Annotated in this window: 22 protein-coding genes; 7 read left to right on the top strand and 15 right to left on the bottom strand. The window is 68.3% G+C overall.

Going from position 1 to position 23,195, the window contains the following annotated elements:
• Positions 1-4 precede the first annotated feature (4 nt).
• The 4 genes from ACLJPD_RS14675 to dmpG all read left to right on the top strand — a co-directional run bounded on the left by ACLJPD_RS14675 (position 5) and on the right by dmpG (position 4,318).
• Entirely contained in the window at positions 5-1,507 is a 1,503-nt protein-coding gene (locus ACLJPD_RS14675) for an MDR family MFS transporter (RefSeq protein ID WP_410872636.1), read from the top strand.
• Positions 1,501-2,286, top strand: a complete 786-nt coding sequence (locus ACLJPD_RS14670) for a 2-keto-4-pentenoate hydratase (RefSeq protein WP_410872635.1) — start codon at positions 1,501-1,503, stop codon at positions 2,284-2,286. Before ACLJPD_RS14675 ends, ACLJPD_RS14670 begins: the two co-directional genes overlap by 7 nt.
• Positions 2,287-2,359: 73 nt before the next feature.
• Complete coding sequence (locus ACLJPD_RS14665) at positions 2,360-3,268, top strand: acetaldehyde dehydrogenase (acetylating) (RefSeq protein ID WP_410872634.1); 909 nt, start codon at positions 2,360-2,362, stop codon at positions 3,266-3,268.
• Between the two features lie 15 nt (positions 3,269-3,283).
• A complete protein-coding gene (gene dmpG, locus ACLJPD_RS14660) occupies positions 3,284-4,318 on the top strand; it encodes a 4-hydroxy-2-oxovalerate aldolase (protein ID WP_410872633.1) in 1,035 nt (344 codons plus the stop codon).
• A gap of 60 nt (positions 4,319-4,378) precedes the next feature.
• Here dmpG and ACLJPD_RS14655 read toward each other — a convergent pair whose 3' ends face one another.
• Both ACLJPD_RS14655 and ACLJPD_RS14650 read right to left on the bottom strand, forming a co-directional pair.
• Positions 4,379-5,650 (bottom strand): glycosyltransferase 87 family protein, encoded by a 1,272-nt coding sequence (locus tag ACLJPD_RS14655; protein WP_410872632.1) that lies wholly within the window; start codon positions 5,648-5,650, stop codon positions 4,379-4,381.
• Positions 5,651-5,736: 86 nt separating this feature from the next.
• Positions 5,737-6,168 (bottom strand): MarR family winged helix-turn-helix transcriptional regulator, encoded by a 432-nt coding sequence (locus tag ACLJPD_RS14650; protein WP_410872631.1) that lies wholly within the window; start codon positions 6,166-6,168, stop codon positions 5,737-5,739.
• A gap of 58 nt (positions 6,169-6,226) precedes the next feature.
• Here ACLJPD_RS14650 and ACLJPD_RS14645 point away from each other — a divergent pair, with 58 nt between their 5' ends.
• Together ACLJPD_RS14645 and ACLJPD_RS14640 are read left to right on the top strand one after the other, a co-directional pair.
• The gene (locus ACLJPD_RS14645; protein ID WP_410872630.1) at positions 6,227-7,246 is read left to right on the top strand and encodes a hypothetical protein; all 1,020 of its coding nucleotides are present in this window, start codon (positions 6,227-6,229) and stop codon (positions 7,244-7,246) included.
• Positions 7,247-7,363: 117 nt separating this feature from the next.
• Positions 7,364-8,251: a tetratricopeptide repeat protein gene (locus ACLJPD_RS14640; protein ID WP_410872629.1), complete on the top strand. Its 888-nt coding sequence runs from the start codon at positions 7,364-7,366 to the stop codon at positions 8,249-8,251.
• Here the strand turns inward: ACLJPD_RS14640 and thpD are convergent.
• From thpD to ACLJPD_RS14615, 5 genes are all read right to left on the bottom strand, one after another.
• Entirely contained in the window at positions 8,248-9,174 is a 927-nt protein-coding gene (gene thpD / locus ACLJPD_RS14635; RefSeq protein ID WP_410872628.1) for an ectoine hydroxylase, read from the bottom strand. The genes ACLJPD_RS14640 and thpD overlap by 4 nt on opposite strands.
• Entirely contained in the window at positions 9,158-9,565 is a 408-nt protein-coding gene (locus ACLJPD_RS14630) for an ectoine synthase (RefSeq protein ID WP_410872627.1), read from the bottom strand. Before ACLJPD_RS14630 ends, thpD begins: the two co-directional genes overlap by 17 nt.
• The gene (gene ectB / locus ACLJPD_RS14625) at positions 9,562-10,833 is read right to left on the bottom strand and encodes a diaminobutyrate--2-oxoglutarate transaminase (protein WP_410872626.1); all 1,272 of its coding nucleotides are present in this window, start codon (positions 10,831-10,833) and stop codon (positions 9,562-9,564) included. The genes ACLJPD_RS14630 and ectB overlap by 4 nt, the downstream gene beginning before the upstream one ends.
• Entirely contained in the window at positions 10,830-11,378 is a 549-nt protein-coding gene (gene ectA / locus ACLJPD_RS14620; protein ID WP_410872625.1) for a diaminobutyrate acetyltransferase, read from the bottom strand. The genes ectB and ectA overlap by 4 nt, the downstream gene beginning before the upstream one ends.
• Before the next feature lie 68 nt (positions 11,379-11,446).
• On the bottom strand, positions 11,447-12,160 hold the full coding sequence (locus ACLJPD_RS14615; protein WP_410872624.1) for a response regulator transcription factor: 714 nt from the start codon (positions 12,158-12,160) through the stop codon (positions 11,447-11,449).
• Between the two features lie 282 nt (positions 12,161-12,442).
• Between ACLJPD_RS14615 and ACLJPD_RS14610 the strand changes: the two genes are divergently transcribed.
• On the top strand, positions 12,443-13,387 hold the full coding sequence (locus tag ACLJPD_RS14610) for a threonine/serine dehydratase (protein WP_410872623.1): 945 nt from the start codon (positions 12,443-12,445) through the stop codon (positions 13,385-13,387).
• Here the strand turns inward: ACLJPD_RS14610 and ACLJPD_RS14605 are convergent.
• Genes ACLJPD_RS14605 through ACLJPD_RS14570 form a run of 8 tightly spaced genes read right to left on the bottom strand, consistent with a single transcriptional unit; the run spans position 13,384 to position 23,144 of the window.
• Positions 13,384-14,238, bottom strand: a complete 855-nt coding sequence (locus ACLJPD_RS14605; protein ID WP_410872622.1) for an SDR family oxidoreductase — start codon at positions 14,236-14,238, stop codon at positions 13,384-13,386. The genes ACLJPD_RS14610 and ACLJPD_RS14605 overlap by 4 nt on opposite strands.
• A gap of 33 nt (positions 14,239-14,271) precedes the next feature.
• Positions 14,272-14,991 carry an FHA domain-containing protein gene (locus ACLJPD_RS14600; protein WP_410872620.1) on the bottom strand — a complete coding sequence of 240 codons (720 nt, stop codon included), beginning with the start codon at positions 14,989-14,991 and terminating at the stop codon, positions 14,272-14,274.
• A 1-nt stretch (position 14,992) separates the two neighbouring features.
• Positions 14,993-16,282: a VWA domain-containing protein gene (locus ACLJPD_RS14595; RefSeq protein ID WP_410872619.1), complete on the bottom strand. Its 1,290-nt coding sequence runs from the start codon at positions 16,280-16,282 to the stop codon at positions 14,993-14,995.
• Positions 16,279-17,289: a PP2C family protein-serine/threonine phosphatase gene (locus ACLJPD_RS14590; protein ID WP_410872618.1), complete on the bottom strand. Its 1,011-nt coding sequence runs from the start codon at positions 17,287-17,289 to the stop codon at positions 16,279-16,281. The genes ACLJPD_RS14595 and ACLJPD_RS14590 overlap by 4 nt, the downstream gene beginning before the upstream one ends.
• Complete coding sequence (locus ACLJPD_RS14585; protein ID WP_410872617.1) at positions 17,286-19,745, bottom strand: tetratricopeptide repeat protein; 2,460 nt, start codon at positions 19,743-19,745, stop codon at positions 17,286-17,288. The genes ACLJPD_RS14590 and ACLJPD_RS14585 overlap by 4 nt, the downstream gene beginning before the upstream one ends.
• Complete coding sequence (locus tag ACLJPD_RS14580) at positions 19,742-20,914, bottom strand: hypothetical protein (RefSeq protein WP_410872616.1); 1,173 nt, start codon at positions 20,912-20,914, stop codon at positions 19,742-19,744. Before ACLJPD_RS14580 ends, ACLJPD_RS14585 begins: the two co-directional genes overlap by 4 nt.
• Positions 20,911-21,876 (bottom strand): glutamate ABC transporter substrate-binding protein, encoded by a 966-nt coding sequence (locus ACLJPD_RS14575; RefSeq protein WP_410872615.1) that lies wholly within the window; start codon positions 21,874-21,876, stop codon positions 20,911-20,913. Before ACLJPD_RS14575 ends, ACLJPD_RS14580 begins: the two co-directional genes overlap by 4 nt.
• Positions 21,873-23,144: a hypothetical protein gene (locus tag ACLJPD_RS14570; protein ID WP_410872614.1), complete on the bottom strand. Its 1,272-nt coding sequence runs from the start codon at positions 23,142-23,144 to the stop codon at positions 21,873-21,875. Before ACLJPD_RS14570 ends, ACLJPD_RS14575 begins: the two co-directional genes overlap by 4 nt.
• Positions 23,145-23,195 lie beyond the last annotated feature (51 nt).

Below are 23,195 nucleotides of genomic sequence, written 5' to 3'. Positions count from 1 at the left end.
TTCTGTGGCAACCGATACCGCACGATCCGAGGTCGGGTTCGGCTCGGAACGCGGGCCGGTACTCGCCTCGCTGATGCTCGCCACCGGACTCGTCGCGCTCGATTCGACGATCCTGGCGACCGCGGTGCTGTCGATCACCGACAGTCTCGGCGACTTCACACTGTTCCCGTGGCTGTTCACGAGCTATCTGCTCGCCCAGGCGGTCACGGTGCCGATCTACGGCGCGCTCGCGGACACGTTCGGCCGAAAGCCGGTGATGCTGTTCGGGATCGCGGTGTTCGCGCTCGGCTCGCTGCTGTGTGGGCTGGCGAGCAGCATGCTCGCCCTGATCGTGTTCCGCGCGATTCAGGGCATCGGCGCCGGTGCCATCCAGCCGACGACCATGGTGATCGCCAGTGACCTGTACACGCTGGCCGAACGTGCCACTGTCCAGGGCTATCTGGCCGGGGTGTGGGCGGCGGCATCGGTAACGGGCCCGTTGCTCGGCGGTATCTGTGCCGACTACCTGGGCTGGCGGTGGATCTTCCTGGTGAACCTGCCGCTGGCCGCGCTCGCCGCGTGGATGCTTGTCCGCAAATTCGACGAGTCCGCGCCCCGGCATCGCCGCGGAATCGACTACGCGGGGGCGGTGCTTCTCACGCTGGGTGCGGGAGCGTTGGTGCTCGGACTGCTCGAGGGCGGTCAAGCCTGGGCGTGGGGATCGCCGGTCGGCTTCGCGGTCTTCGGGTGCGCCGCACTGTCTCTGATCCTGTTCGTGATTGTCGAATCTCGTGCGGCGCAACCGATTCTGCCGCTGTGGGTGTTCACCCGGCGGGTGGTGATCGCGAGCAGCGTCGCCGCCATGCTGGGCGGGGCGCTGCTGTTCGGATTCACGACGTACGTGCCGATGTTCAATCAGGGCGTGCTCGGCACCAGCGCGCTGGTCGCGGGACTGGTCACCGGAGCACTGACCCTCGGCTGGCCGCTGGCCGCTGCCAGGGCGGGAAAGGTGTACCTGCGCTTCGGATTCCGGATGTGCGCGGTGATCGGCAGTACCGTCGCGGCGATAGGTGCGGCGACGACTCTGCTGCTCGACGAGTCTTCGGCGCTGTGGCAGGTCGCCGCGTCGTGTTTCGTGGTCGGGGCGGGGATGGGTTTGGTGGCCACACCCACGCTCATCGCGGCGCAGACGAGCGCGCGATGGGCCGAACGTGGTGTCGTCACCTCTGCCACCATGTTCGCGCGGTCACTCGGCAGTGCGGTTGGCGTCGCGATATTCGGCGCGATCGTCAACGCGCGCCTCGATGGTGCAGGTGTGTCGACACCGCAATCTCTCTCGGCCGCAATACATCTGGTGTTCGCGACCATCGCGGTCACGACCGTCGTGCTGGTGATCGCGTGCGCGGCGATTCCCGGCCCGGCTGCGGAATTTCCTGTCCATCCAGCGGGAAGGCGCGGCCCGGTGGGTGGTCTCGACCACGAGCATGGGGTGGCAACATCAGACGAGAAGAGGGAACCAGGATGCTGACAACCGGCATGCGCACCGGGCTCGCCGCCGAACTGGCGCGGGCGGAGCTGGATCGGGTGGCCGTGTCCCCCGTCGTCGACCGGTATCCGGGGATCGATGTGGTGGACGCCTACGAGATCCAGCTGCTCAACATCCGGCGCAGGCTCGATGAGGGCGGGAAGGTCGTCGGGCACAAGGTAGGTCTGTCGTCGCTGGCGATGCAGCAGATGATGGGCGTCGACGAGCCCGACTACGGACACCTGCTCGCCGACATGGAAGTCTACGAAGACGTCCCCGTCGACACCTCGAAATTCCTGCTGCCCCGAGTCGAGGTCGAGGTCGGGTTCGTCCTCGGCACCGACCTACCCGGTCAGGACTGCACCGAAGCCGACGTGTTGGCCGCGACCGTCGCCTACGCCCCCTCGATCGAGTTGATCGACTCCCGGATCACCGACTGGAAAATCGGGCTGGCCGACACCATCTCCGACAACGCCTCCTCGGCCGGATGGGTGCTCGGCAAGCAACGCGTCGCACCCGCTGACATCGACATCACCGCCATCGATGCGGTCCTGACCCGAAACGGTGAGGTCGTCGCCGAAGGACGCAGCGACGCCGTCCTCGGTGACCCGTTGATCGCGGTCGCGTGGCTGGCCCGCAAAGTCGCCGACTTCGGTGTCCGGTTGAAAGCCGGTGACATCGTGTTGCCCGGTTCCTGCACCCGCGCCATCGACGCCCGACCCGGCGACGCCTTCCACGCCGAGTTCACCGGACTCGGTTCCGTCCGCCTGAACTTCGCCTAGGCCATCGCCGTGCGCTCATCGCCTGAGCCATCCATCTCGCCGGTCTGTTCCGGCCGCCCCTAGGAGGCCTACCGTGTCCCACGCCAACGTCACCGCCGCGATCGTCGGATCCGGCAACATCAGCACCGATCTGCTCTACAAACTGCTGCGCAGCGAAGGCCTCAAACCGCGTTGGATGATCGGCATCGACCCCGACAGCGAAGGCCTCAAACGCGCTCGCGGGCTCGGCCTGGAAACCTCCGCCGACGGTGTGGACTGGCTACTCGCCCAAGACACCTTGCCCGACATGGTCTTCGAGGCGACGTCGGCCTACGTCCACCGCGCCGCCGCACCCCGCTACGCCGAACTCGGCATCCGCGCCGTGGACCTCACCCCCGCCGCAGTCGGGCCCGCTGTAGTCCCCCCGGTGAACCTCGCCTCGCTGCTCGATGCACCGAACGTCAACATGATCACCTGCGGTGGACAGGCCACCATCCCGATCGTCGCCGCCGTCTCCCGCGTCGTGCCCGTGCCATACGCCGAAATCGTCGCCTCCGTCTCCTCGGTCTCGGCAGGCCCGGGTACACGTGCCAACATCGACGAGTTCACCAAAACCACCAGCCGTGGCGTGGAAACCATCGGCGGAGCCCAACGTGGCAAAGCCATCATCATCTTGAACCCGGCCGAACCACCGATGATCATGCGCGACACCATCTTCTGCGCCATCCCCGAAGACGCCGACCACGACGCGATCACCACCTCCATCCACCAAATGGTGACCGATATCCAGCAATACGTCCCCGGTTACCGGCTTTTGAACGAACCACAGTTCGACGAGCCGTCGGTCGTTTCCGGTGGGCTGGCGAAGGTGTCGGTGTTCGTCGAAGTCGAAGGCGCGGGCGATTTCCTGCCCCCGTATGCGGGCAACCTCGACATCATGACCGCCGCCGCGACCCGCGTCGGCGAGGTCATCGCCGCCCAGATCCTCTCGGCCCGGGTGTAAGGAGCTTGTGAAACCATGGTCTATTCAACAGAACTCGACATCCGTATCACCGACACCTGTCTGCGTGACGGTTCCCACCACAAACGCCACCAATTCACCACCACCGAAGTCCGCGACATTGTCGCCGCCCTCGACAACGCCGGTGTCCCCGTCATCGAAGTCACCCACGGCGACGGCCTCGGTGGTTCCTCGTTCAACTACGGGTTCTCCAAAACCCCGGAACAAGAACTGATCACGATCGCGGCCGAAACAGCCAAGAACGCGAAGATCGCGTTCCTCATGCTGCCCGGTGTCGGTGTCAAAGAAGACATCAAGATCTCCCAAGCCAACGGCGCCTCGATCTGCCGGATCGCGACCCACTGCACCGAAGCCGACGTCTCCATCCAACACTTCGGCTACGCCCGCGACCTCGGCCTGGAAACCGTCGGATTCTTGATGATGTCGCACACCCAACCCCCCGAGGTCCTGGCCGAGCAAGCCCGGATCATGGCCGACGCCGGCTGCCAATGCGTCTACATCGTCGACTCCGCCGGAGCACTGGTCCTCGAACAGGTCTCCGATCGGGTATCGGCGGTCGTGGCCGAACTCGGCACCGACGCCCAAGTCGGCTTCCACGGCCACGAAAACCTCGGTCTGGCCGTCGCCAACTCCGTCTACGCGGTCCGCGCCGGCGCCACCCAGATCGACGGCTCCACACGTCGTTTCGGCGCGGGTGCGGGTAATACCCCGGTCGAAGCGTTCGTCGGAGTCGCCGACAAACTCGGCATCAGAACCGGTGTCGATTTCTTCGCTATCGCTGACGCCGCCGAAGACGTCGTCCGCCCCGCGATGCCCCAGGAATGTCTGCTCGACCGTCAATCGCTGATGATGGGCTACGCGGGGGTGTATTCGAGCTTCCTCAAGCACGCCGAACGCCAAGCCGAACGCTACAACGTCTCCGCAGCCGAAATGCTCGTCCGCGCGGGCAAACGCAAACTCGTCGGCGGCCAAGAAGACCAACTCATCGACATCGCATTGGAACTCCAACGCGAAGCCTCCGTCACCATCTGACCGGTACGAAAAAAGGGGCCCCGATCCATGGATCGGGGCCTCTGTCGTTACGAAAATCGCTCAAGCGACGCGCGCGTGCTCGTCGACCGCAACGGGTTCCTTCGGCGCGGGCGCGGAGCGTCGACCGGTCACGAGGAACAGCACCACCAGCGCGACAGCCAGCCACACGTACGTGTCGCCGATGATGTGTTGATCCCACGTCCATGAGGTCTCGCGGTGTTCGCCGTCGGGCAGGAAACTGTGCGGGGCGATCACGAAGACCGCGGCGACGACGACGGCGGTGGCGTACCAGCCGCGAGCGCTGCTGACCGGCAGGGTGCGGGCATGGCAGACCATCGCGAGCAACGCGGGCGCGATCCAGACCCAGTGGTGCGACCACGAGATCGGCGACAGCAGCAGTGTGAAGACCGCGTTGAGGGACAGGGCGATCGCGGGGGCGTCGGCGGCCTTGCGCATCGCGGCCACGACGAGGACCAGCAGCAGCGCGCCCAGCACGAGCCACAGCACGTCGAAGGGGAGCCCGGTGATGTGCAGGCGCGCCATCACGGCCTGGATCGACTGATTGGTGTGGAAGGCCGAGCCGCTCAGACCGGAGACATTTCCCAGTCCGCCGAACCAGTAGTTCGTCGACTCCTTGGGCAGGAACGCGAACGAGGCCACGGTCGCGATCGCGCCGGTGGCCGCGGCGGTCGCGGCGGCCTTGTAGTCCTTGCGGACGAGGAAGTAGAGAACGAACGCGGCCGGCGTGAGCTTGATGGCCGCGGCCAGGCCGATCAGCATGCCACGGGGGTAGCGGGTTTTCGGGAGCAAGCAGTCGGTGGCGACGAGCACCATCAGCAGCAGGTTGACCTGGCCGAAGTCGATGGTCGAGCGGACCGGTTCCAGCAGCATCGCGAGCGGGACCGCGCAGGCGGTGACGAGCAGCGCAGCCTGCTTGCGGTCGGGGTGGTAGCGGCGGGCGACCAGGTACAGGGTCCAGGCGAGGGCGGCGATCGACACCACGACGTAAAGGATTTTCGCCGCACCCCACGGCAGCAGCGCGAACGGTGCCAGCGCGATGGCCGCGAACGGCGGGTAGATGAACGGCAGGCCGATGCCGAAGGACGTCTTGGGCAGCTGCCCGTACATGTCGGCGCCGTCGCGCATGGCCTCGATGCCGAGACGGTAGACCTGAAGATCGATGAACACGTCGGAATAGCGTTCGAAGGGCCAGATCGGCGTCCGGACACAGACGACCGAGACAATGGTGAGCAACACCGGCACCAGCCACCATGCTCGATTGATCGGGCGTGGGGAACGCGCTTGCTCGGGGTGGGTGGTGTCACTACTCATCCGCGGCGACTATACCGACTCGCGTGCGTCACCGGGGCACCGCCCACCGGCGGGAGTGACGCGCGCAATAGCCGACTGGATGCTGGTCAGTCGCCGCGGTTGTAGCGGGTCAGGTAACCGGCCATCGCCGCGACGTCGGAGTCGGTCCAGTCGGCGAAACGCGCCTGGAAGGCCTCCCTGCGGCGACGCTCGGCGGCCCGGACGACAGTTCGGCCCGCAGCGGTGGCGTGCAGGACGTGATTGCGCCGATTGCCTGGGTCGACCACGCGCTCGAGATAACCGAGCTGCTCGAGCGCGCCGACCTGCCTGCTGACGGTCGACTTGTCGAGCAGGAACTGTTCGGCGAGGTCGGTGGCCAGACAACCGTCACGCTCGAGGATCAGGTCGAGAATGCTGTAGGCGACCAGGCTCAGCTCGGGGTGTAGTTCGGCGGCGCGGCCGCGGGCGCGACGGGCGAAGGCGGTGAGTTCGCGCTGGATGGTGTCCACAGCCACGGTTCTTGTGTCGCGCGCATTCATAGTTGTATCCTACAACCATACATAGTTGCATTTACCAACTGTTTGGAGATCTTCCTCGATGACGCGCACACAGTTCCGGCACCTCGCCGGACATCTGCTGACACCGCTGTTGATGTGCCTCGGAATGGCCTTCGCCTACCTCGGCGCGTTCCACCAGCCCGAGCCGAACAATCTGACGCTCGCCGTCGTCGGCGACTCACCGCAAGCGATGGTGCTGGCGCAGACGATGAAGGACAGCGGCGGCGCGGGCCTCGATATGGTCACCGTGCCCGACCGTGCTGCGGCCATCAGCGCGCTGCAGAACCGCGAGCTCGTCGGCGCCTACGTGCCCGACGCCACCAGGCCGGAACTGCTCGTCGCCACGGCGAGCTCCGATACCACCGCGATGGCCGCGGAAGTGGCGTTCCGGTCGGTGTCCGACCATCAAGGGGTGCCGCTGATGGTCACCGATGTGACGACCAAGGCCGACGGTGATCCGACGGGGCAGGGCATCTTCTTCCTGTTGGTCGCGTTGAGCGTCGGTGCGTACGGCAGCGTCGCGGTGATCGGCGCGGCGGGCGCGATGTTGCGGATGCGGATGCGCGCGGCGGTCGGGGTGGCTACCGCGCTGATCGTCAGCCTGATCGGTGTGCTCGTGGCGGGCCCGGTGTTCGGCGTGATCGACAGCGACTTCGCGAGCGTGTTCGGCATCGCCTGGCTCTACAGCTGCGGCATCATCCTGATCGGTGTCGGCCTGCACACCTTCCTGAAGCGCTGGACCACCCTGGCCCTGATCACCCTGTTCGTGATGCTGAACTTCACCACTTCCGGCGGCGTCTACGGTCCCGAACTCCAGAACGGCTTCTTCGGTGCGCTGCACTCGTTCTGGAACGGTGCCGACTTCGTCGAAGGCCTGCGCGATCTGCTCTACTTCGACAGCGGCGCCGGGTTCGGTTCTCGTCTGATCGGCCTGTTCGTCTGGTTGGCGGTCGGTGTGGTGCTCGTCGTGGTGGCGGGCCGGTACGAGGCACGCCACGCGCCGACACCGATCGCGGCAGCCGCGGTCGAGGAGGAGATCGGCGAATCGGTCGCCGTCTGACCGCCGACGCCGCGAATCGGCCACGGCCCCGCGTAGACACGAGTACGGTGTAGCGCGCAACCGCGGATCGCTCGACGCCGCGAGGGGGTTCGACAGCGGAAAGGGTGGGTGCCACCGATGAATGATCCCGGCGCGCAACGCCCTGGCGACCCGGTGCCGCTCGATCAGCGCTACCACGGGGCCGATCCGATCGAATGGTGTGGCGCGCAGGTGTATCCGATGTACACCGAAGCGCTGCCCGCCGGGACGACCGCGGTCCATCTGCGTGCGCTCTCGGTGATGGCACCCGAGGACGTGACGGGCCTCGGTCTCGGGCTCTCCGTCCACGACGGGCACGTGAATCTGAACGGGAGATCGCTGGCGGGCGTGGACGTCTGGTACGAAGCGCTGGCCGAGGGCATCGACATCTCGGTGACCGCGGACGCACCCGACGCGCTGTTCACCCTCACGCCCGTCTGGGTGGCGGGGTCGGGCACCCATCAGTCCTGGACCGGCAATTACGGGATGGTCGTCGACCTGCTCCCCGACGGGGCGTCGACACTGTGGTGCAGCACCGGCCCCGGGACACCCGATTTCAACGAGCTGGTCGTCGAGCTGTCGACCGGGCCTGCCGAACCGACAGGCCCCCGCACACCCGTCATTTCCGCCGTGCCGATCAGGCCGGTCGGCACTGTCGAACCGACTCCCGTTGTCACGGCACCCGCGGTCGCCGATCCCGTGCCGGAAGGCCCCATCGCACCGCCTCCCCCGCGACCGGCCAGCCAGGGCGTCGGCGGCGCCCTGCACGATCTCGGAACCGCGATGCACGAACGCGGCGAACACGATTCGGCCCGCGCGCTCTGGACCCAGGCGGCCCAGGCAGGCCACAGCGGCGCCGCCTACGACCTCGGTGCCCTGTTGTTGCAACAGGGCGAGCGCGACGCCGCCGAACAATGGTGGAAGGCCGCCGCCCGCGACGATCCGCGAGCGGCGGCCTCCCTCACCGCGCTGTCCGAGCTGCCCTAGGGCGTCTGTTCCGCCAGTACGCCAACAGTTTCCGGCGTGGCCGCACGCACCGGCGTGAAGTCGCGGCCCGCGATGTGTTGCGGGCGGCGCTTGGGGGCCGCGAAGGGCTCCACCAAGGCGTTGTCCACGCTGTTGAACACCACGAAGATGTTCGAGCGGGGGAACGGGGTGATGTTGTTCGATGATCCGTGCATCAGGTTGGAGTCGAACAACAGCGCCGAACCGGCCTGCCCGATGAACTGGGTGATGCCGTAGCGGGCGGCGAGGAACGTGATGTCGTCCGGCGTCGGAATCCCGATTCGCTGCTCGCGCAACGACTCCCGATAATGCTCGGTGGGCGTTTCGCCCAGGCACGGCACGAAGGTGCGGTGCGAACCCGGCATCATCATCAGGCTGCCGTTGAACGGATAGTTGTCGGTCAACGCGATCGACAGACTTACCGCCCGGGGCGCGCGCATGCCGTCCTCGGCGTGCCAGGTCTCGAAATCGGAATGCCAGGCAAAACCGCTACCGCCGAAACCGGGCATGTAGTTCACCCGGGTCTGATGCAGGTAGACCGGCGAACCGAGGATCTGCTCGGCGAGACCGACGATCCGCGATTCGGTGATCAACTCCGCGATCGGTTTGCTGAGCTGATGCACCCCGAACACCGAGCGCACCTGCCCCGCTACCGGTTCCACGATCACTCGTTCGTCGCCGTAGAGCACGGGGTCGGCCGCCAGGTGACCGATCTCGGCACCGAAGGCGGCCACCTCGTCGGGGGTGAGCAGGTCGGGGATCGTCGCGAAACCGTTCGCGTCGAATCCGGCCAGCTCCGGCGAGGTGACCTTGCCCCACACCGCAGAATCGGTGCGTTCGATGTGCGGGGCAGGCTCGGACAACCGGGTCGGGTAGCGGTCGACCTGATCAGACACTGGCGGCATCCTCCTCCTCGACGATCAGCGGGTACACCCCGTTCTCATCGTGCACCTCGCGGCCGGTGACCGGCGGATTGAAAACACACAGCATCCGCAGTTGGGTGCGGGCGGTGACCTGATGGAGTTCGTGGCCGTTGAGCAGATACATCGAGCCAGGACCCAGCGGGTATTCGGTCTCGTTGTCGAGATCGAGCAGCGTGCCCTCGCCCTCGACCAGCCAGACCGCCTCCACGTGGTTCTGGTAATGGAACCTGTGGACGGTGCCCGCCTCGATCGTCGTCTCGTGGAAGGAGAAGCCGACCCTGTCGCCGCCGAGCACGATGCGCTTGCTACGCCAACCCGGCCCTGCCACATCGCGGTCGGTGCCGGTGATCTCTTCGGTGGTGCGCACGATCATGCGGCACCGCCACACACGGTGTCGATCGAGGAGACCAGCACCGAAAGGCCCTGATCGAGTTCGTCGCTCCCGAGGGTCAACGGCGGCAACAGTTTCACGACCTCGTCCATCGAACCCGAGGTCTCCACCAGCAGGCCCTGTTCGAACGCGGTGCGGCACACCTTGCTCGCCTGCGACGGGTCGTCGAAGACGATGCCGTGCACCATGCCGCGGCCCCGGGTGGACACCCCGGAGTGGCGGTCGGCGACCGCGCTCAACGTGCGGCCCACGTATGCGCCGTTCTCGGCGGTGCGCTGGGCCAGCTTGTCGTCGGACCAGTACTCGCGCAGGGCGGCGGTGGCGGTGACGAAGGCGGGGTTGTTGCCGCGGAAGGTGCCGTTGTGCTCACCGGGCGCCCACTGGTCGTGCTCGGGCTTGAGCAGCACCAGCGCCATCGGCAGGCCGTAGCCACCGATCGACTTCGACAGCGTCACGATATCGGGGGTGATGCCCGCGATCTCGAAGGAGAAGAACGGACCGGTGCGCCCGCAACCCATCTGCACGTCGTCGACGATGAGCAGGATGTCGCGCGCGGCGCACAGTCCGGCCAGGTGGCGCAGCCATTCGGCGCGGGCCAGGTTGACCCCGCCCTCACCCTGCACGGTCTCCACGATCACCGCGGCGGGGCGATCGAAACCCGAGGAGCTGTCGTCGAGGACGCGCTGCATCCAGCCGAAGTCCTCGATGGTGTTGTCGAAGTAGCCGTCGTAGGGCATCGGGGTGGAGTGCTCGAGCGGCACCCCGGCACCGGCCCGCTTGGCGGCGTTGCCGGTGACCGACAGCGCACCGAGGGTCATGCCGTGGAAGGCATTGGTGAAGCTCAGGATGGTCTTGCGCCCGGTGACCTTGCGAGCCAGCTTGAGCGCGGCTTCGACGGCGTTCGCGCCGGTCGGCCCAGGGAACTGCACCTTGTAGTCGAGGCCACGCGGCGAGAGGAGATTGTCGCGGATGGTCTCGAGTAGCTCGCGTTTGGCCACGGTCGACATGTCGAGACCGTGGGTGATGCCGTTGCTGCCGATGTAGTCCAGCAGCGCCTTCTTCAGAATCGGGTTGTTGTGTCCATAGTTCAACGCGCCGGCGCCCGCGAAGAAGTCGAGGTATTCGCGGCCCTGCTCGTCGCGCAGCCAGGCGCCTTCGGCGGTGCTGAAGATGGCCGGCCAGTCACGGCAGTATCCGCGCACGTTCGATTCCATAGCCTCGAAAATGCTGGTGTCGGTGGTCGTGATCATCGTCGTTCCTCCTGGCGCTGAGCCGGTGAAATCACATACAGCAGCTCGGCCTCGTGTGAATCGGGGAAATCGTTTTCTTCGAACAGGTCCACGGTGCGCAAATCGGCACCGCGTTCCCGGGCCACCGCGGAGAACAGCGCCTGCGAGGCGGTGTTTCCGGGTGAGATCGTGGTTTCCAACGTCGTAATGCCCGCGCCCGCGACCGAATCGAGCAGTGCGTGCAGGATCGTGGCGGCCAGGCCGCGGCCACGGCATTGCGCGTCGACGGCGATCTGCCAGACGAACAGCGTGTCCGGAGCCTCCGGGCGCACATATCCGATGACGAATCCGACGGGCTGACCGTCGAGCTCGGCGACCAGCGAGGTCGCGGCGAAATCGCGACACCACAGCAGGTACGCGTAGCTGGAATTGACGTCGAGTACCTGCGAGTCGCGAGCGATCCGCCACAGCTGGGCACCATCGCCCAGTCGCGGATGACGCAATCTCGGTTCCGAACCAGAGGCCGCGCTGGCGGTCGGCTCGATGGGCATGGTGGACGTTGTCATATACCTAAGGTGCCCAGCCGACTTTGCGGTCTTTGTGTCGAACTCTTTGCGGTTGCATGACGAATCGTTTACTTCGCCTGCACATCGAGGCGATACCCGAGACCGCGCACGGTAACCACGATGCGCGGGTCGGACGGGTCGCGTTCGATCTTGGTGCGCAGTCGGCGCACGTGGACGTCGACGATCCGCTCGTCACCGAAAAAGCCCTGGTCCCATACTCTTTCGAGCAGCACAGATCGACTCAGCACCCGGCCCGGGGTCTCCGCCAATTCGCACAGCAAACGGAATTCGGTGACCGTGAGGTGGATCTCCTCGGTGCCGCGTCGCACGGCGCCCGCGTCGGCGGCGAGCACCAGCGGAGCGTGCGGATCGGCGTCGAGTACGGCCTCGGGAGTCGTGTCGCGGTCGGCGGTGATGCGGGCGCGACGGCGGAGCGCGCGCATCCTGGCGGTGATCTCTTTGATTTCGAACGGTTTGCTCACGAAGTCGTCGGCCCCCGCCTCCAGGGCCGCGACCACATCGTGGGTGTCGTAACGGGTGCTGATCACGATGATCGGCACGTCGTGGTCGCGACGGATCTCCCGGATGCAGTCGAAGCCGTCGGCCTCGCCGCGCATCAGGTCGACGATCATCAGATCGGGTGGCCCGTCGTTGCGCAGCCGATCGAGGGCGTCGGAAGGGACGCCCGCCTCGGCGACCGCGTACCCCTCGTCCTCCATCGCGCGACGGAGGTCGCCACGCATCTGGACGTCATCGTCGACAATCATCAGGTTCGCGCTCATGCCGACACCTCGCTGACGCTCGGCGCCGACATGACCGCGATGGCGGCTGTATCTACCCGCTCGCTTCGCTCGCTCATTGTGTGTGCACATCCTTTGCTGACACGCCGGGCGTGTGCCGGTGCACTGGGGGGTTTCGCGTCCCCAGACCGACACGACTACCCGCCTTCGAGCTTGTTACCGTTCTGTTATGTACCCAGACTGCCCCCGGCGTAAACCCGTCGTAACAATGCGCCGGGTCAACGGGCGGTTCGGCACGGCCGATCCGGTGGCATAGTCGTGGGCGTGACCCCGACTTTCGCTGACATCGAAGCCGCCGCGGCGCGCATCGACGGACTGGTTCGCCCGATCACCGTCGCACCCGCGGGACCAGGCACGGACCCGCTCTGGTTCGCGCTGGAATTCCTGCAGTTCACCGGCACTTTCAAGGCGCGTGGGGCGCAGAATTTCGTGCGCGCGCACGCGGCTGCGGGGACGTTGCCGGACGCGGGTGTGACGATCGCCTCAGGTGGCAACGCGGGGTTGGCGTGTGCGTGGGCGGCACGGGAGGCGGGGGTGCCCGCCACGGTGTTTCTGCCCGAGACCGCTCCCCCGGTCAAAATTGGTCGACTTCGTGACTACGGCGCAGCGGTACGACTGATCGGTCCCGAGTACAAGCAGGCGCTCGCCGCGTGCCGAGAATTCGCCGAGACCAGTGGGGCGCTGGCCTCCCACGCCTACGACCACCCACTGATCGCCGCGGGCGCGGGCACGCTGATGCGCGAGATCCAGGCGCGAATCCCTGATCTGGATACGGTGCTCGTCGCGGTCGGTGGCGGCGGGTTGTTCACCGGAACAGCGATCGCCGCACAGCATTTCGGGATTCACACGGTCGCCGTCGAACCACAGGGCTCGCGATCGCTCAACGCCGCCCTCGAAGCAGGCCGCCCGGTCGAGGTCACCGTCGACTCGATCGCCTCGGACTCCCTCGGCGCACCGAACGTGTCCGCGATGGCCTTGGCCGCGGCCCAGCATCCGAACGTGCGTTCCCTGCTGGTGCCCGACGAGGCGATCCGCGCGGCCAGACAGCAGTTGTGGGACTCACACCGCATCGCCGTGGAAAACGGCGCGGCCACCGCCCTGGCAGCCCTGCTCGACACCGGTTCGGGACCGGCCTACCAGCCCGAACCCGGCGAACGAGTGTGCGTCATCCTCTGCGGCGCCAACACCGACCCGAGCGACCTCACCTAGCGGACCAGGGCGTTCTTCTCGGCGTAGTTGGTCATTGCGGAGTTCAGGCCGCGCATGGCCAGGGTGTAGCCGTAGGGGAAGTAGCGCTGGCCCCAGTGGGCGAGCTGGATGTCGCGGGAGGTGTAGACCCAGTAGCGGTTGCGTTCGACGCCCTTGATCACGGCGGTGGCGGCCTGGTCGGGTGTGACGGCGTGGCGCATGAACAGGCGGATCGCCTTCTGTAAGGCCGCGTTGTCGCGGTCGACACCGGCGATGTCGATGGTGTCGGCCATGGGGGTGGCCATCGCGCCGGGGCAGACCAGGCTGACGCCGATCTTGTGGCGGCGCAGGTCGAAACGCAGTACCTCGGAGACGCCGCGCAGGCCGAACTTGGTGGCGCTGTAGGGGGCGTGCCACGGTAGGCCGAAGATGCCCGCCGCAGAGGACACGTTCACCAGGTGACCGCCACGGCCCGCGGTGATCATCGGGCGCACGAACTCCTCGATCACGTGGATCGGGCCCATCAGGTTGATGTCGACGGTGCGGCGCCACTGCTGGGGCGTGAGCCGGTCGACGGTGCCCCAGGTGGCGATGCCGGCCACGTTCATGACGATGTCGACGTTGCTGACCGCCTCGAAGGTGTGGGCGGCCAAGCCGATGACCGCGGAATGGTCGCTGACGTCGGCCGCGTGTGCCAGATGCACCGTGGCTCCGGCCGCGCGCAGCTCCTCGGCGGTGGTGGCGAGCGCGTCGGCGGTGATGTCGGTCAGGACGAGTGACGCCCCTTTGGCGGCGGCCGCGAAGGCGGTGGCGCGGCCGAGGCCGCTGGCGGCGCCGGTGATCAGGCAGGTCTTCCCGTCGAACTTCGTCATGGCCCCGACCCTACGTTTGGTGAACAGCTGCGTCTACGGTTCCGCGGTGATCGCGATGGTGGTCCAGCCGCCGACGTGGATCCGGCTGCCTTCGCGCAACGCGACCGCCTGCTGCGGAGCGATCGGTGTTTCGGCGCCGTCCAGGCTGGTTCCGTTGGTGGAGCCGAGGTCGGTAATGGTGAGCGCACCGCCCTGATCGACCTGGATCATCGCATGCGCGCGCGAGACACCGATATCCGCGGGGGCGATGCCGAGGTCGATCTCGGGCACGATGCCCTGCGAGGCCGATCTTTTTCCGATCAGGAACTGGTTGCCACGCAAGGTGATTCGGCGCTCGGGGTAGAAGTCGGGGAACTCGACGCGTTCGGCATCGGGCCCCTTACGGGCTTGGACGCGCGCGTAGAACTCGCGGTCGGCGAAGATCCGGGCGACCCATATCCCGGACCCGGCGCTGTCGACCGGCGTGCCCGACGCGATCACGGTGGAATCGAACCCACCCCGATCGTCGGGTCGAGCACCTGCCGTGAACGGGTCAACCGTTTCCGGTCGGTCCCCCGGGCGCGGCGCGGCTGCCGGTGGCAGGGCCGAATCGTGGCCGCAGCCCTCGCAGAAGCGCCCACTCGTCGGGGCCTGGCAGTGGGGGCACAGGCGCAGGGCCGCCTGATCGGGCGCGGGCGCGCCGCCGAGTGCCGAGCCGCACACATCGCAGTAATCGGTCGACTGCGACTGGTGTCCGTCCGCGCACACGGGCATGTCAGCCGCCCTCCGGCCGCACCCTGGCGGTCTTGGTCGAGCGGATGTCGAGGGCGAGCTCGTCGGCCGCGGCGACCTGGCCACGCAGCTTCACGGTGCCGTCGTGGTCGACCTCGACCACCCCGCGCAGCAGTTTGGCGGTGGATTCGTGGCCCGAGGCAGCGGCCAGTTCCACCGCGCGCCGCAGTTTCGCGGTCGCGGTGGTGACGTCGCCGTTGCGGCGGGCCGCCAGACCCTCCTGGACCGCCTTGGCCAGTTCGACCTGGCCGGTGTAGTGGGCCACGCGGGTGCTGATGCGGGTCGACAGGGTCGAATCGGTGGTCCAGACGGCGCGCACGAGGCCCTGGCCGAGGACCTCGTCACCGGCCAGCACGCTCAGCCGCGCGGCCAGCTTCTCCCGGCCCGGCGCGGCAGGCTCCAGTTCGATCTGCACGTGGTATTCGCGTTCCTCGGCGGCCCACGACGACAGCGGGTACTCCCCCACCTGCGCGCCCACGTCGGTCCGGCGCTCGGTCAGATCCTCGAGCACCGGCGAGACCTGCTTGACCATCCGCACCCGCGCACCGGCGGGGGTCCAGACCTTCAGGGTCAGTTCCGGGATCACCCGGGCGGCCGACGAGCGCATCATCGCGGCGAAGTCGGCTGCCAGGTCCTTCGGATCGGCGACGATGTTCGCGTCGCCGGACAGTTTCGAGGCGATCTTGCGCAGTTCCTCGGCGACCCAGTCGTCGCCGACACCGCGGCAGTCACAGACGAAAAGCCCTTCGGCACGGTCGAGTTCGGTGGCGAGCTGCTGTGGGGTCTCGTGTTCGTTCTTGCCGTCGGTGAGCAGGATCGCGTGCGCTTGGGCACCGGGGTGGGCGGCGGCGACCTGGCGGGCCAGCGCCAGCCACGAGCCCATCGCGGTGCCGCCGTCGGGACGTAACCGGTCGAGCGCCCGGCGGGCCGAGCCGCGGTGCGCGTCATCGGCGGGCGCGGACATGACTCTGCCGGTCGGGTAGATCATCCGGGCCGCTTCGGTGCCCTCGATGATGGCGAACGCGGTGCCGTCGGGGATTTCGTCCATGGCGGTGCGGGTGGCGTTGCGCGCGTTCTCGAATTTGCGTTTGTTGCCCATCGAACCGGAGCAGTCGATGATCAGGATCTCGAGTCGCGGCGGCGGCGTGGCGACGGCGGCGAGTTCGGGACCGGTGGCCACCGTCAGCACCGCGTCCACCACGTTCGCGCCTTCGGCGAGGAATTCGTTCTGGTCGACGGCGATCGAAATACCGGCTGTCTCAGGGGAACTCATGACACTCCTGGTTCTTGCGATACGGCGACGGGCACCGGAGCCAGTGCGACCGTGATGTTGTCACTGCCCCCGCTGTTCAGGGCGAAGTCGGCGAGCGCGCGAGCCGCGGCCTGCGGTGAGGTCTCGACGGTGAAGCCGGCGAGCGTGATCGCCTCGGGCAGGTAGTTCCACAGGCCGTCGGTGCACAGCAGCAGCGTGCCCGGTTCGGTGGCAAGCATGCGTTGCAGGCAGTTCGCCGACCATGGCGCTTCGCCGCCGTCGGCGCCGAGCCAGCGCAGCAGGGTGTGGGCGCGCGGGTCGTTCATGGCGGCGGTTTCGTCGAGGGCGCCCGCGTCGACCAGTGCCTGGGCCCACGAATCGTCGATGCTGAGTCGGCGTGAGGCGGTGGGATCGCCCGCGGCGAGCCAGAAGGCCCTGCTGTCACCGACATTGGCGATGGTGATGTCGGTGCCGAGGCCCGTCTCGCGCACGATCGCGGAGACGTAGGTGCACGACGGCGCGTACTCGGGGGTACGTGACATGCCGCGCACCGCGGCGGTCGCCGCGGCCAGACCCGCCATCGCGGCGTCGGAGTCGGCGCGGCCCTCGGCCAGTGCGGCCAGTGCCGCATCGACGCCGGTGCGGGCGGCGTTGCCGGAGGCGGCCTGGGGGTCCTGGGAAGTGGAGACGCCGTCGCTGACCACGATCACCCGGATGCCGTCGCCCTCGCGCACCGCGGCCGCGACCGCGTCTTCGTTGCGGGAGTGGCTGATTCCGCGATCGGTGAGGACATACACCGCACCGAGGTCTTCCTCGAAACGGTCGGGGACGGGCTTGGGGCTGCCGCACTTGAGGCAGAAGCCGCCCTCGTAGGCCCGTTCGCCACAGGTCGAGCACTGCGGCACCGCGACCGGATCATGGACGGGCAGCGCGACTTTACGCACCCCGAGTTCGCGACCGCAGCCTTCGCAGAAGCGGTGTCCCGATCGTGCCGAGCCCGCGCAGTCGGCGCAGCCGGGGGCGGTCACAGGGTGGTCCTCGGGCGCACCGTGTTCGCCTGGTCCACCAGGACGAATCGGGTCCACATGTCGTCGGCCTCGCGCGCCAGTGTCCGCAAGCATCGTTCCAGTCCCGTCCGCACGCCCTGTTCGGTGAATTCCACGTCCAATAGCTTGCCTGGTGTGCTCGGTCGTTGTCCCGACCGGATCCAGTTCAGTGCCGCCTCGAGCACGAACATGCGCACCTGCGCGGTGCGGGTGCGCGAGTCGAGACGCAGCGCCTCGACGCGCGCACCGGTCGCACGCAGCAGTGTTTCGTCGAGGTCGGCCGGGTCACGGTGCGCCAACAGGGTTTCGACGGCGGAGACCCTGGCCTCGGTGAACATCGAGGAGGTGCGGTCGACCTGGTCGAGGATCGCGACCGCACCGGTGCGGTCGCCGTTGGTGCGGCGCAGTCGTGCGGCACCGAAGGCGGCGGACAGGTAGGTGTGGTCGGTGCGCCAGACGACTTCGTAGAGCGCCAGCGCGCGGCTGCGCTCGCGGGACAGGGGCGGGTTCGGAACGGGTACCGCGGTGTCTGGGTTCTCGCTGCGGGCGGCCCCGGCGCCGAGTTCCAGGGCGGCGGCCAGGGCGAGTTTAGGGGCGGGTTCACCGGGCAGCGCCGCGTAGACGGACTCGAAATCCGCTGCGGCAGCCGAATAGTCGCCTGCCAGCAGGGCCGCCTGCGCTCGGTACCAGACCGGGCGCCAGTCGAATTCGAGATCGGCGTCCAGGGCCGCGAGACGGTTCAGTGCCGCTGGGGCGTCGCCTGCTTCGAGTTCGGCGCGGACCAGTCGCAGCGGGATCTCGACCGACTCGCCCGATCCGGTGACCACCGCACGCAATCCGGCGGTGAGTGCCTGCTCGAGTTCGGCGGGAGTCGCGGCATCGGTGGTCGCCAGCAGGGCCGCGCCGCTGTCGCCGGGGTCGACCAGCGGGGCGGGCAGACCGGTGATGAGCGCGGCGGGTTCGGGTGTGGCGCTGTCGATTCCGAAGACCGCGCGGGCGGGGCCGAACTGGCTCGACATGCCGGGCCGGGGGATGCCGTCGCCGGTGGCCAGCACCTCACGCAGGACGCCGGTGAGCTGGTCGGCCATTTCGCTCGTCGAGGCGAAGCGGGCCAGTGGGTCGGGGTCGGTGGACCGCTGCAGGAATCGGTGCAGCGAATCATGTTCGGCCAGTAACGGTTCGGTGTCGGGGCCGGGAATCGGGCCCAGTTTGCCGTCGACGGAGGGCACTCGCATCATCAGCACGGCCAGTGTGCGGCCCGCGGTGTAGATCTCGGTGGCCACGGTGGGTCCGGTTTCGGCGATCTCGGGTGCCTGGTAACCGAGCGTGCCGTAGATGGGGCTGGTGCGGTCGTCCATCGCGATCACCGCGCCGAGGTCGATCAGCTCGAGGCGTTCCTCGGTCTGCATCACATTGTCGGGCTTGAAATCGCAGTAGGCCCAGCCACGGGCGTGCAGATAGCCGAGGGCGGGCAGCATTTCCAGCACATAGGCGATCGCTTGCGCCGGCGGCAGATAGCGCTGGTTTTCGGCGCGGTAGGCGCGCAGGATCTGTTTGAGCGAGGTGCCGCCGACGTAGGCCATGACGATGTAGCCGACCGGCTCGCCGTCGGCGTCGGCGTGTTCGGTGAAGTTGTGGATCTTGACGATGTTCGGATGGTCGACCTCGGCCAGGAACCTGCGCTCGGCGAGCGCGGCGGCCAGCGCGTCGGCGTCGCCGGTGTCGATGAGGCCCTTGAGCACCACCCAGCGCTTGTTGACGGCGCGGTCGGTGGCCAGATAGATCCAGCCGAGACCGCCGTGGGCCAGTGCCCCGGCCACCTCGTACTGGCCGCCGACGAGATCACCCGCGCGCAACCGGGGCACGAACGAATAGCGGGTGCCACAGTGCGGACAGAACCCGGAGGTGCGGCCGGGCGCGCCTGCCTGGCCGCGGCCGACGGGTTTGTCGCACTTGCCGCAGAAGCGGTCGGATTCGGGGACCTGCGGGTCGGTGAGCACCGCGGTGACCGGGTCGACGCGCGGCACCGGTGGTACTTCGACGAGTCCGGCGCCGAGCCTGCCGCGCGCGGCCGAACGGGCCGAGCTCGAACGGGTGCGGACCGAACGGCTCGAGGTGCGCCCGCTCGCGCTGACCGTCGAGGCGGACGGGCTGTGCATCGAGGCTGTCACCGAAGCCGGTGCGGTACCGCAGGTGTCGCAGTAGCCGTCGACGATCGTTCCGCCGCACTCGGGTTCGCCACAGGCACCGGGCGCCGGCAGGGGCGCCGGTGGGGCCTCACGGTTTCCGCTGCGCGGTTGCGCTGTGGTGCGCCCGGACCGGCCGTTACCCGCGGCGAGTGCCGGTGCCGGTGGTGCGCTCGCGACGGGGGCGGTACCGCACAGTGCGCAGTAGCCGTCTTCGATCGTGCCGCCGCACCCCGGTTCATTGCACGTCATGCTGTCCGCCCCGCTTTCTCCCCGATGATCGAACGATAGTCCGCGACCGCCCGGGTGACCGCGGCCAGATCGCATGGTGTGCGGGTGAGCAGACCGGCCGCGATCCGGTCGGCGGCGAGCACGTCACGGTCCTCGCTCACCCCCAGCCGCGAAGCCTTGGCGCGGTAGGCCGTGAGTCGGCCGCGTAGTTCGGCGCGACGATCGAGCAGCCCGCGTGCCAAATCGTCTCGCTGCGTTGCCTTGTCGGTCGCGTCGGTGGTGCGCACCCGCAACGCCAAGAGGTGTTCGACCGTCGCGCGGTCGGGTGAATCACCGAGGGTGTCGAGTTCGGCGCGCAGCCGGGTGGCCGGTTCGCCGCCGTCGGGTAGCTCGCCGGTCGCGACCTTGTGCTCGGCCTGGGTGGCGGTGTGGTCGGCGTGCTGTTGGAGTTCGCCGAGCGCGGACAGTTGGGCCCGCAGGTCGGCGACCGCGCCGGGCAGGTCGGCGGCAACGGCGAGATGCGCACTGTGGCGGGCAGATTCGGTGTCGATCAGCGCGGTGAGCGAGGCGAGGGCGGTATCGATCTCGCCCGGTCCGAAACCGAGTGGATCGGTGCCTGCGCGACGCAGCAGGGTGGCCAGTGGTTCGGCGGCCGCATCCAGCGCGCCCCTGGCCTGTTCGACACGCTGTTGCAAGGGCGCGAGCGTGCCGAGTACCCGTTCGTCCACCGTCGCGACCTCGTCGGCGAACGGCGCGACGAAAGCGAACGCGGCGCGCATCCGGTCCAGGCAATCGGCGATGCCCACCGTCACGACGGTTTCACTGGGGCCGGTCAGGCCCCGCTGCGCCAAGGGGATCGGGATCCTCGCCACCTCGTGCGGGCGGCCACGCAGCAGCTCGGAGAGTCGCCCGCGGGCACGATCGTCGACCTTGCCGCGCCCGGCACGCACCGTCTCGGCTTCGCCGAGGATGGCCCGCACCCGACCGAGGTCCTCCCAGAGTTGGCCCAGTGCCTGCTCCACCGACACCCAGCGCCGCGCGGTCTCCCCCGTCGGCGGGTAGCGGCGGACCAAGGCCAGGCCGGGGTGGCGGTCCAGTTCCAGCAGCGTCGTGGTCACCTTCGCCAATTCCGCTGTGCGCCCGGCCAGTTCACGATCGATCTCGAGTACGCCGAGCATCGGCCAGGTCATCCGACGTACCGGGGCACCGGCGGACCCGGTGAGGCGCCGAGGGTCGACAGGTGCCTGCCGTAGATCTGCTGCCAGGTGCCGTCGGTGCGGGTGCGGTCGAGCACGCCGTTGACGAAACGCACCAGTTCGTCGCTGCCGCGCGGCACGCCGACCGCGTACGCGCCCGCACCGATCGGGTCGCCCACCACCTCGAGGTTGTGGTCCTGGGCGACCAGGCCCGCCAGGATCGGCTCGTCGCCGCTGATCGCGTCGACGGTGCCCTGCTGGAGGGCGACCAGGCAGTCGGTCCAGTTGGTCACGCCGAGCACCGTCGGGGGTGTCGGCAAGGTGAACAGTGGTGCGGCCGCGGTCGTGCCCTTCGCCACGCACACCCGCTTGCCCGCGAGCCCGGCCCCGCTGGTGATGCCCGCGCCGTGTGGGGCCGCGATGCGTTGCGCCGCGCGGTAGTACACGCTGGAGAAGTCGACATCACGGCGGCGTTCGCAGGTCGCCGAGAAAGTGCGCACGATCATGTCGACCTTCTTGTCCTGCAGCAGCGGGATCCGGTCGGCCGCGGTGACGGAGCGCAGTTCGATCTTGTCCGGGTCACCGAACAGGTCGCGGGCGATCTCCCTGGCGAGGTCGATGTCGAAGCCCTCCAGCCTGCCGGTCGTCGGATTGCGGAACCCGAACATGTAGGTGTTCTGGTCGACACCCACCCGCAGCCTGCCGTTGGCCACGATCGCGGCCATCGCCGATCCCGCGGGCATCGCACCCGGTCGCGGCTGGGCCGTCGGCGCCAGAGTCGCTTCGGTATCGCAGGATCCGGTGCCTTCGGCCGTCGGTGCCGAGGTGATCGCTTCCGCGCCGGGCAGCGGTGGGGCGACGGCGGTGGCGGGAACGGTCGACGGTTCGGGAGCATCACCGCACCCCGCGACCACCAGGACGGCCGCGGCGAACACCAGGAGCAAGGGGCGTCTCACAGGAACTCCTTCATGCGTGGCCAGAGTCCGCTGATCACCGCGCCGGCCGCGGCCAGCAGCAGGAGCAGTGTGCCGAAGGGGCTCAGTGTCAACGAGTTTCCGGCGGCGGCGACGCCGTCGCGCAGATCGTCGCGGGCCTGGGCGAGATCGTCGCGCAGTTCCTGGTCGAGGCGGGCAAAGCTGGTGGCCGAGCTGTCGGGGCCGGTGCCGATCGCCTGGGTGACCGCGCCGGGGTAGTCGGCCTTCTCGTAGGCGGTGCGCTGGGCGTTGTGGCCCGCACGCCAATTCGTGAGCGCGCGTTCGGCATCGGAGTCGCGGCCACCTGCGGCGGTGAGGCGCCCGCCAAGGTCGTCGCTGTGGGTCTGGAAGGACTTCTCCGTGGCGGTGATGTCGCCGCGGGTGATCAGGGCCAGGGTTTCGTCGGTGCGGGCCTGCTGGGCCAGGATGCGGGCGCCTGCCAGGTTCTCCACGCGCGCACCGGCACCGGAACTCCCGGTCTCGAGCAGTTGCGCGGCCGTCAGGGTGGCGCCCGCGGTCCACAGCAGTGCCACCAGGGCGGCCAGTGCCGCCATGGCCATGCCGGCGTTCACCAGCCGATTGGTGCGACGCAGCAACACGACCGAGCCGACCACGCAGGCCGCGAGGACGAGCAGCAGGAGCACGATGCTCGTCCACGGCAACGCGCCGACGCGCTGCTGGTCCTCGCGCACCGCGGCGAAGCGAGCCGTGCTGAGTTGTTCGGCATTGGGCAGCAGGGAGGTCTGCATCAGATCCGAGGCTTGCCGCAGATACGCCGAGCCGACCGGGAAGCCCTGACGATTGTTGGCGCGCGCTGTCTCGACCAAGCCCGTATAGGTCGGCAGGTCGGCCGCGATGCGGGCCACGATCGCCCTGGTCTGCGCGTCGGTGGCACCGGCGGTCGCTTCCGCCAGCGCGGCGGCGGCTTCGGCGAGTGCCTGCTCGTAACTGTCTCGTACCTGCGGTGATTCGATCCCGCCGGACAGGAAGGCCGTCGCCGCGCCCGCGTCGGCGGCCGACAGCGATACATACAGACTCTGTGCGGCGAAGGCCAGGGGCTCGGTCCGGTCGAGGACCTGTTCGGTGCGCGCGATCTTGGCGTCGAGTTGTTGTCCCACAGTCAGTCCGGCGATCAGACAGGCCACCGTGGTCACGACGAGGACCACCCCGATCACACCTGGCGTCGTCGCGGCGAATCGCCGCAGCCACGTCCCCGCGTCACGGATGGTCGCCGGTAGGCGAGATCCCACACCGTCCTCCTTCATCTCCCCGGGCGGTGTCTTCGATCGCGATAGTACGGG

Source organism: Nocardia sp. A7 (genome assembly GCF_046549215.1).
Lineage (GTDB): Bacteria > Actinomycetota > Actinomycetes > Mycobacteriales > Mycobacteriaceae > Nocardia.
Note: the sequence above shows the minus strand (reverse complement) of the source record. Positions and strands in the feature narration are given on the sequence as shown.

Bases quoted from the DNA above. Each gene is read 5' to 3' on its own strand.
- ACLJPD_RS14655 (WP_410872632.1), bottom strand. From the start codon at position 5,650: ATGAGTAGTGACACCACCCACCCCGAGCAAGCGCGTTCCCCACGCCCG.
- ectA (WP_410872625.1), bottom strand. From the start codon at position 11,378: ATGACAACGTCCACCATGCCCATCGAGCCGACCGCCAGCGCGGCCTCT.
- ACLJPD_RS14670 (WP_410872635.1), top strand. From the start codon at position 1,501: ATGCTGACAACCGGCATGCGCACCGGGCTCGCCGCCGAACTGGCGCGG.
- ACLJPD_RS14615 (WP_410872624.1), bottom strand. From the start codon at position 12,160: ATGAGCGCGAACCTGATGATTGTCGACGATGACGTCCAGATGCGTGGC.
- ACLJPD_RS14595 (WP_410872619.1), bottom strand. From the start codon at position 16,282: ATGAGTTCCCCTGAGACAGCCGGTATTTCGATCGCCGTCGACCAGAAC.
- ACLJPD_RS14650 (WP_410872631.1), bottom strand. From the start codon at position 6,168: ATGAATGCGCGCGACACAAGAACCGTGGCTGTGGACACCATCCAGCGC.
- ACLJPD_RS14585 (WP_410872617.1), bottom strand. From the start codon at position 19,745: ATGACGTGCAATGAACCGGGGTGCGGCGGCACGATCGAAGACGGCTAC.
- ACLJPD_RS14630 (WP_410872627.1), bottom strand. From the start codon at position 9,565: ATGATCGTGCGCACCACCGAAGAGATCACCGGCACCGACCGCGATGTG.
- dmpG (WP_410872633.1), top strand. From the start codon at position 3,284: ATGGTCTATTCAACAGAACTCGACATCCGTATCACCGACACCTGTCTG.
- ACLJPD_RS14605 (WP_410872622.1), bottom strand. From the start codon at position 14,238: ATGACGAAGTTCGACGGGAAGACCTGCCTGATCACCGGCGCCGCCAGC.
- ACLJPD_RS14640 (WP_410872629.1), top strand. From the start codon at position 7,364: ATGAATGATCCCGGCGCGCAACGCCCTGGCGACCCGGTGCCGCTCGAT.
- thpD (WP_410872628.1), bottom strand. From the start codon at position 9,174: ATGCCGCCAGTGTCTGATCAGGTCGACCGCTACCCGACCCGGTTGTCC.
- ACLJPD_RS14600 (WP_410872620.1), bottom strand. From the start codon at position 14,991: ATGCCCGTGTGCGCGGACGGACACCAGTCGCAGTCGACCGATTACTGC.
- ectB (WP_410872626.1), bottom strand. From the start codon at position 10,833: ATGATCACGACCACCGACACCAGCATTTTCGAGGCTATGGAATCGAAC.
- ACLJPD_RS14645 (WP_410872630.1), top strand. From the start codon at position 6,227: ATGACGCGCACACAGTTCCGGCACCTCGCCGGACATCTGCTGACACCG.
- ACLJPD_RS14580 (WP_410872616.1), bottom strand. From the start codon at position 20,914: ATGACCTGGCCGATGCTCGGCGTACTCGAGATCGATCGTGAACTGGCC.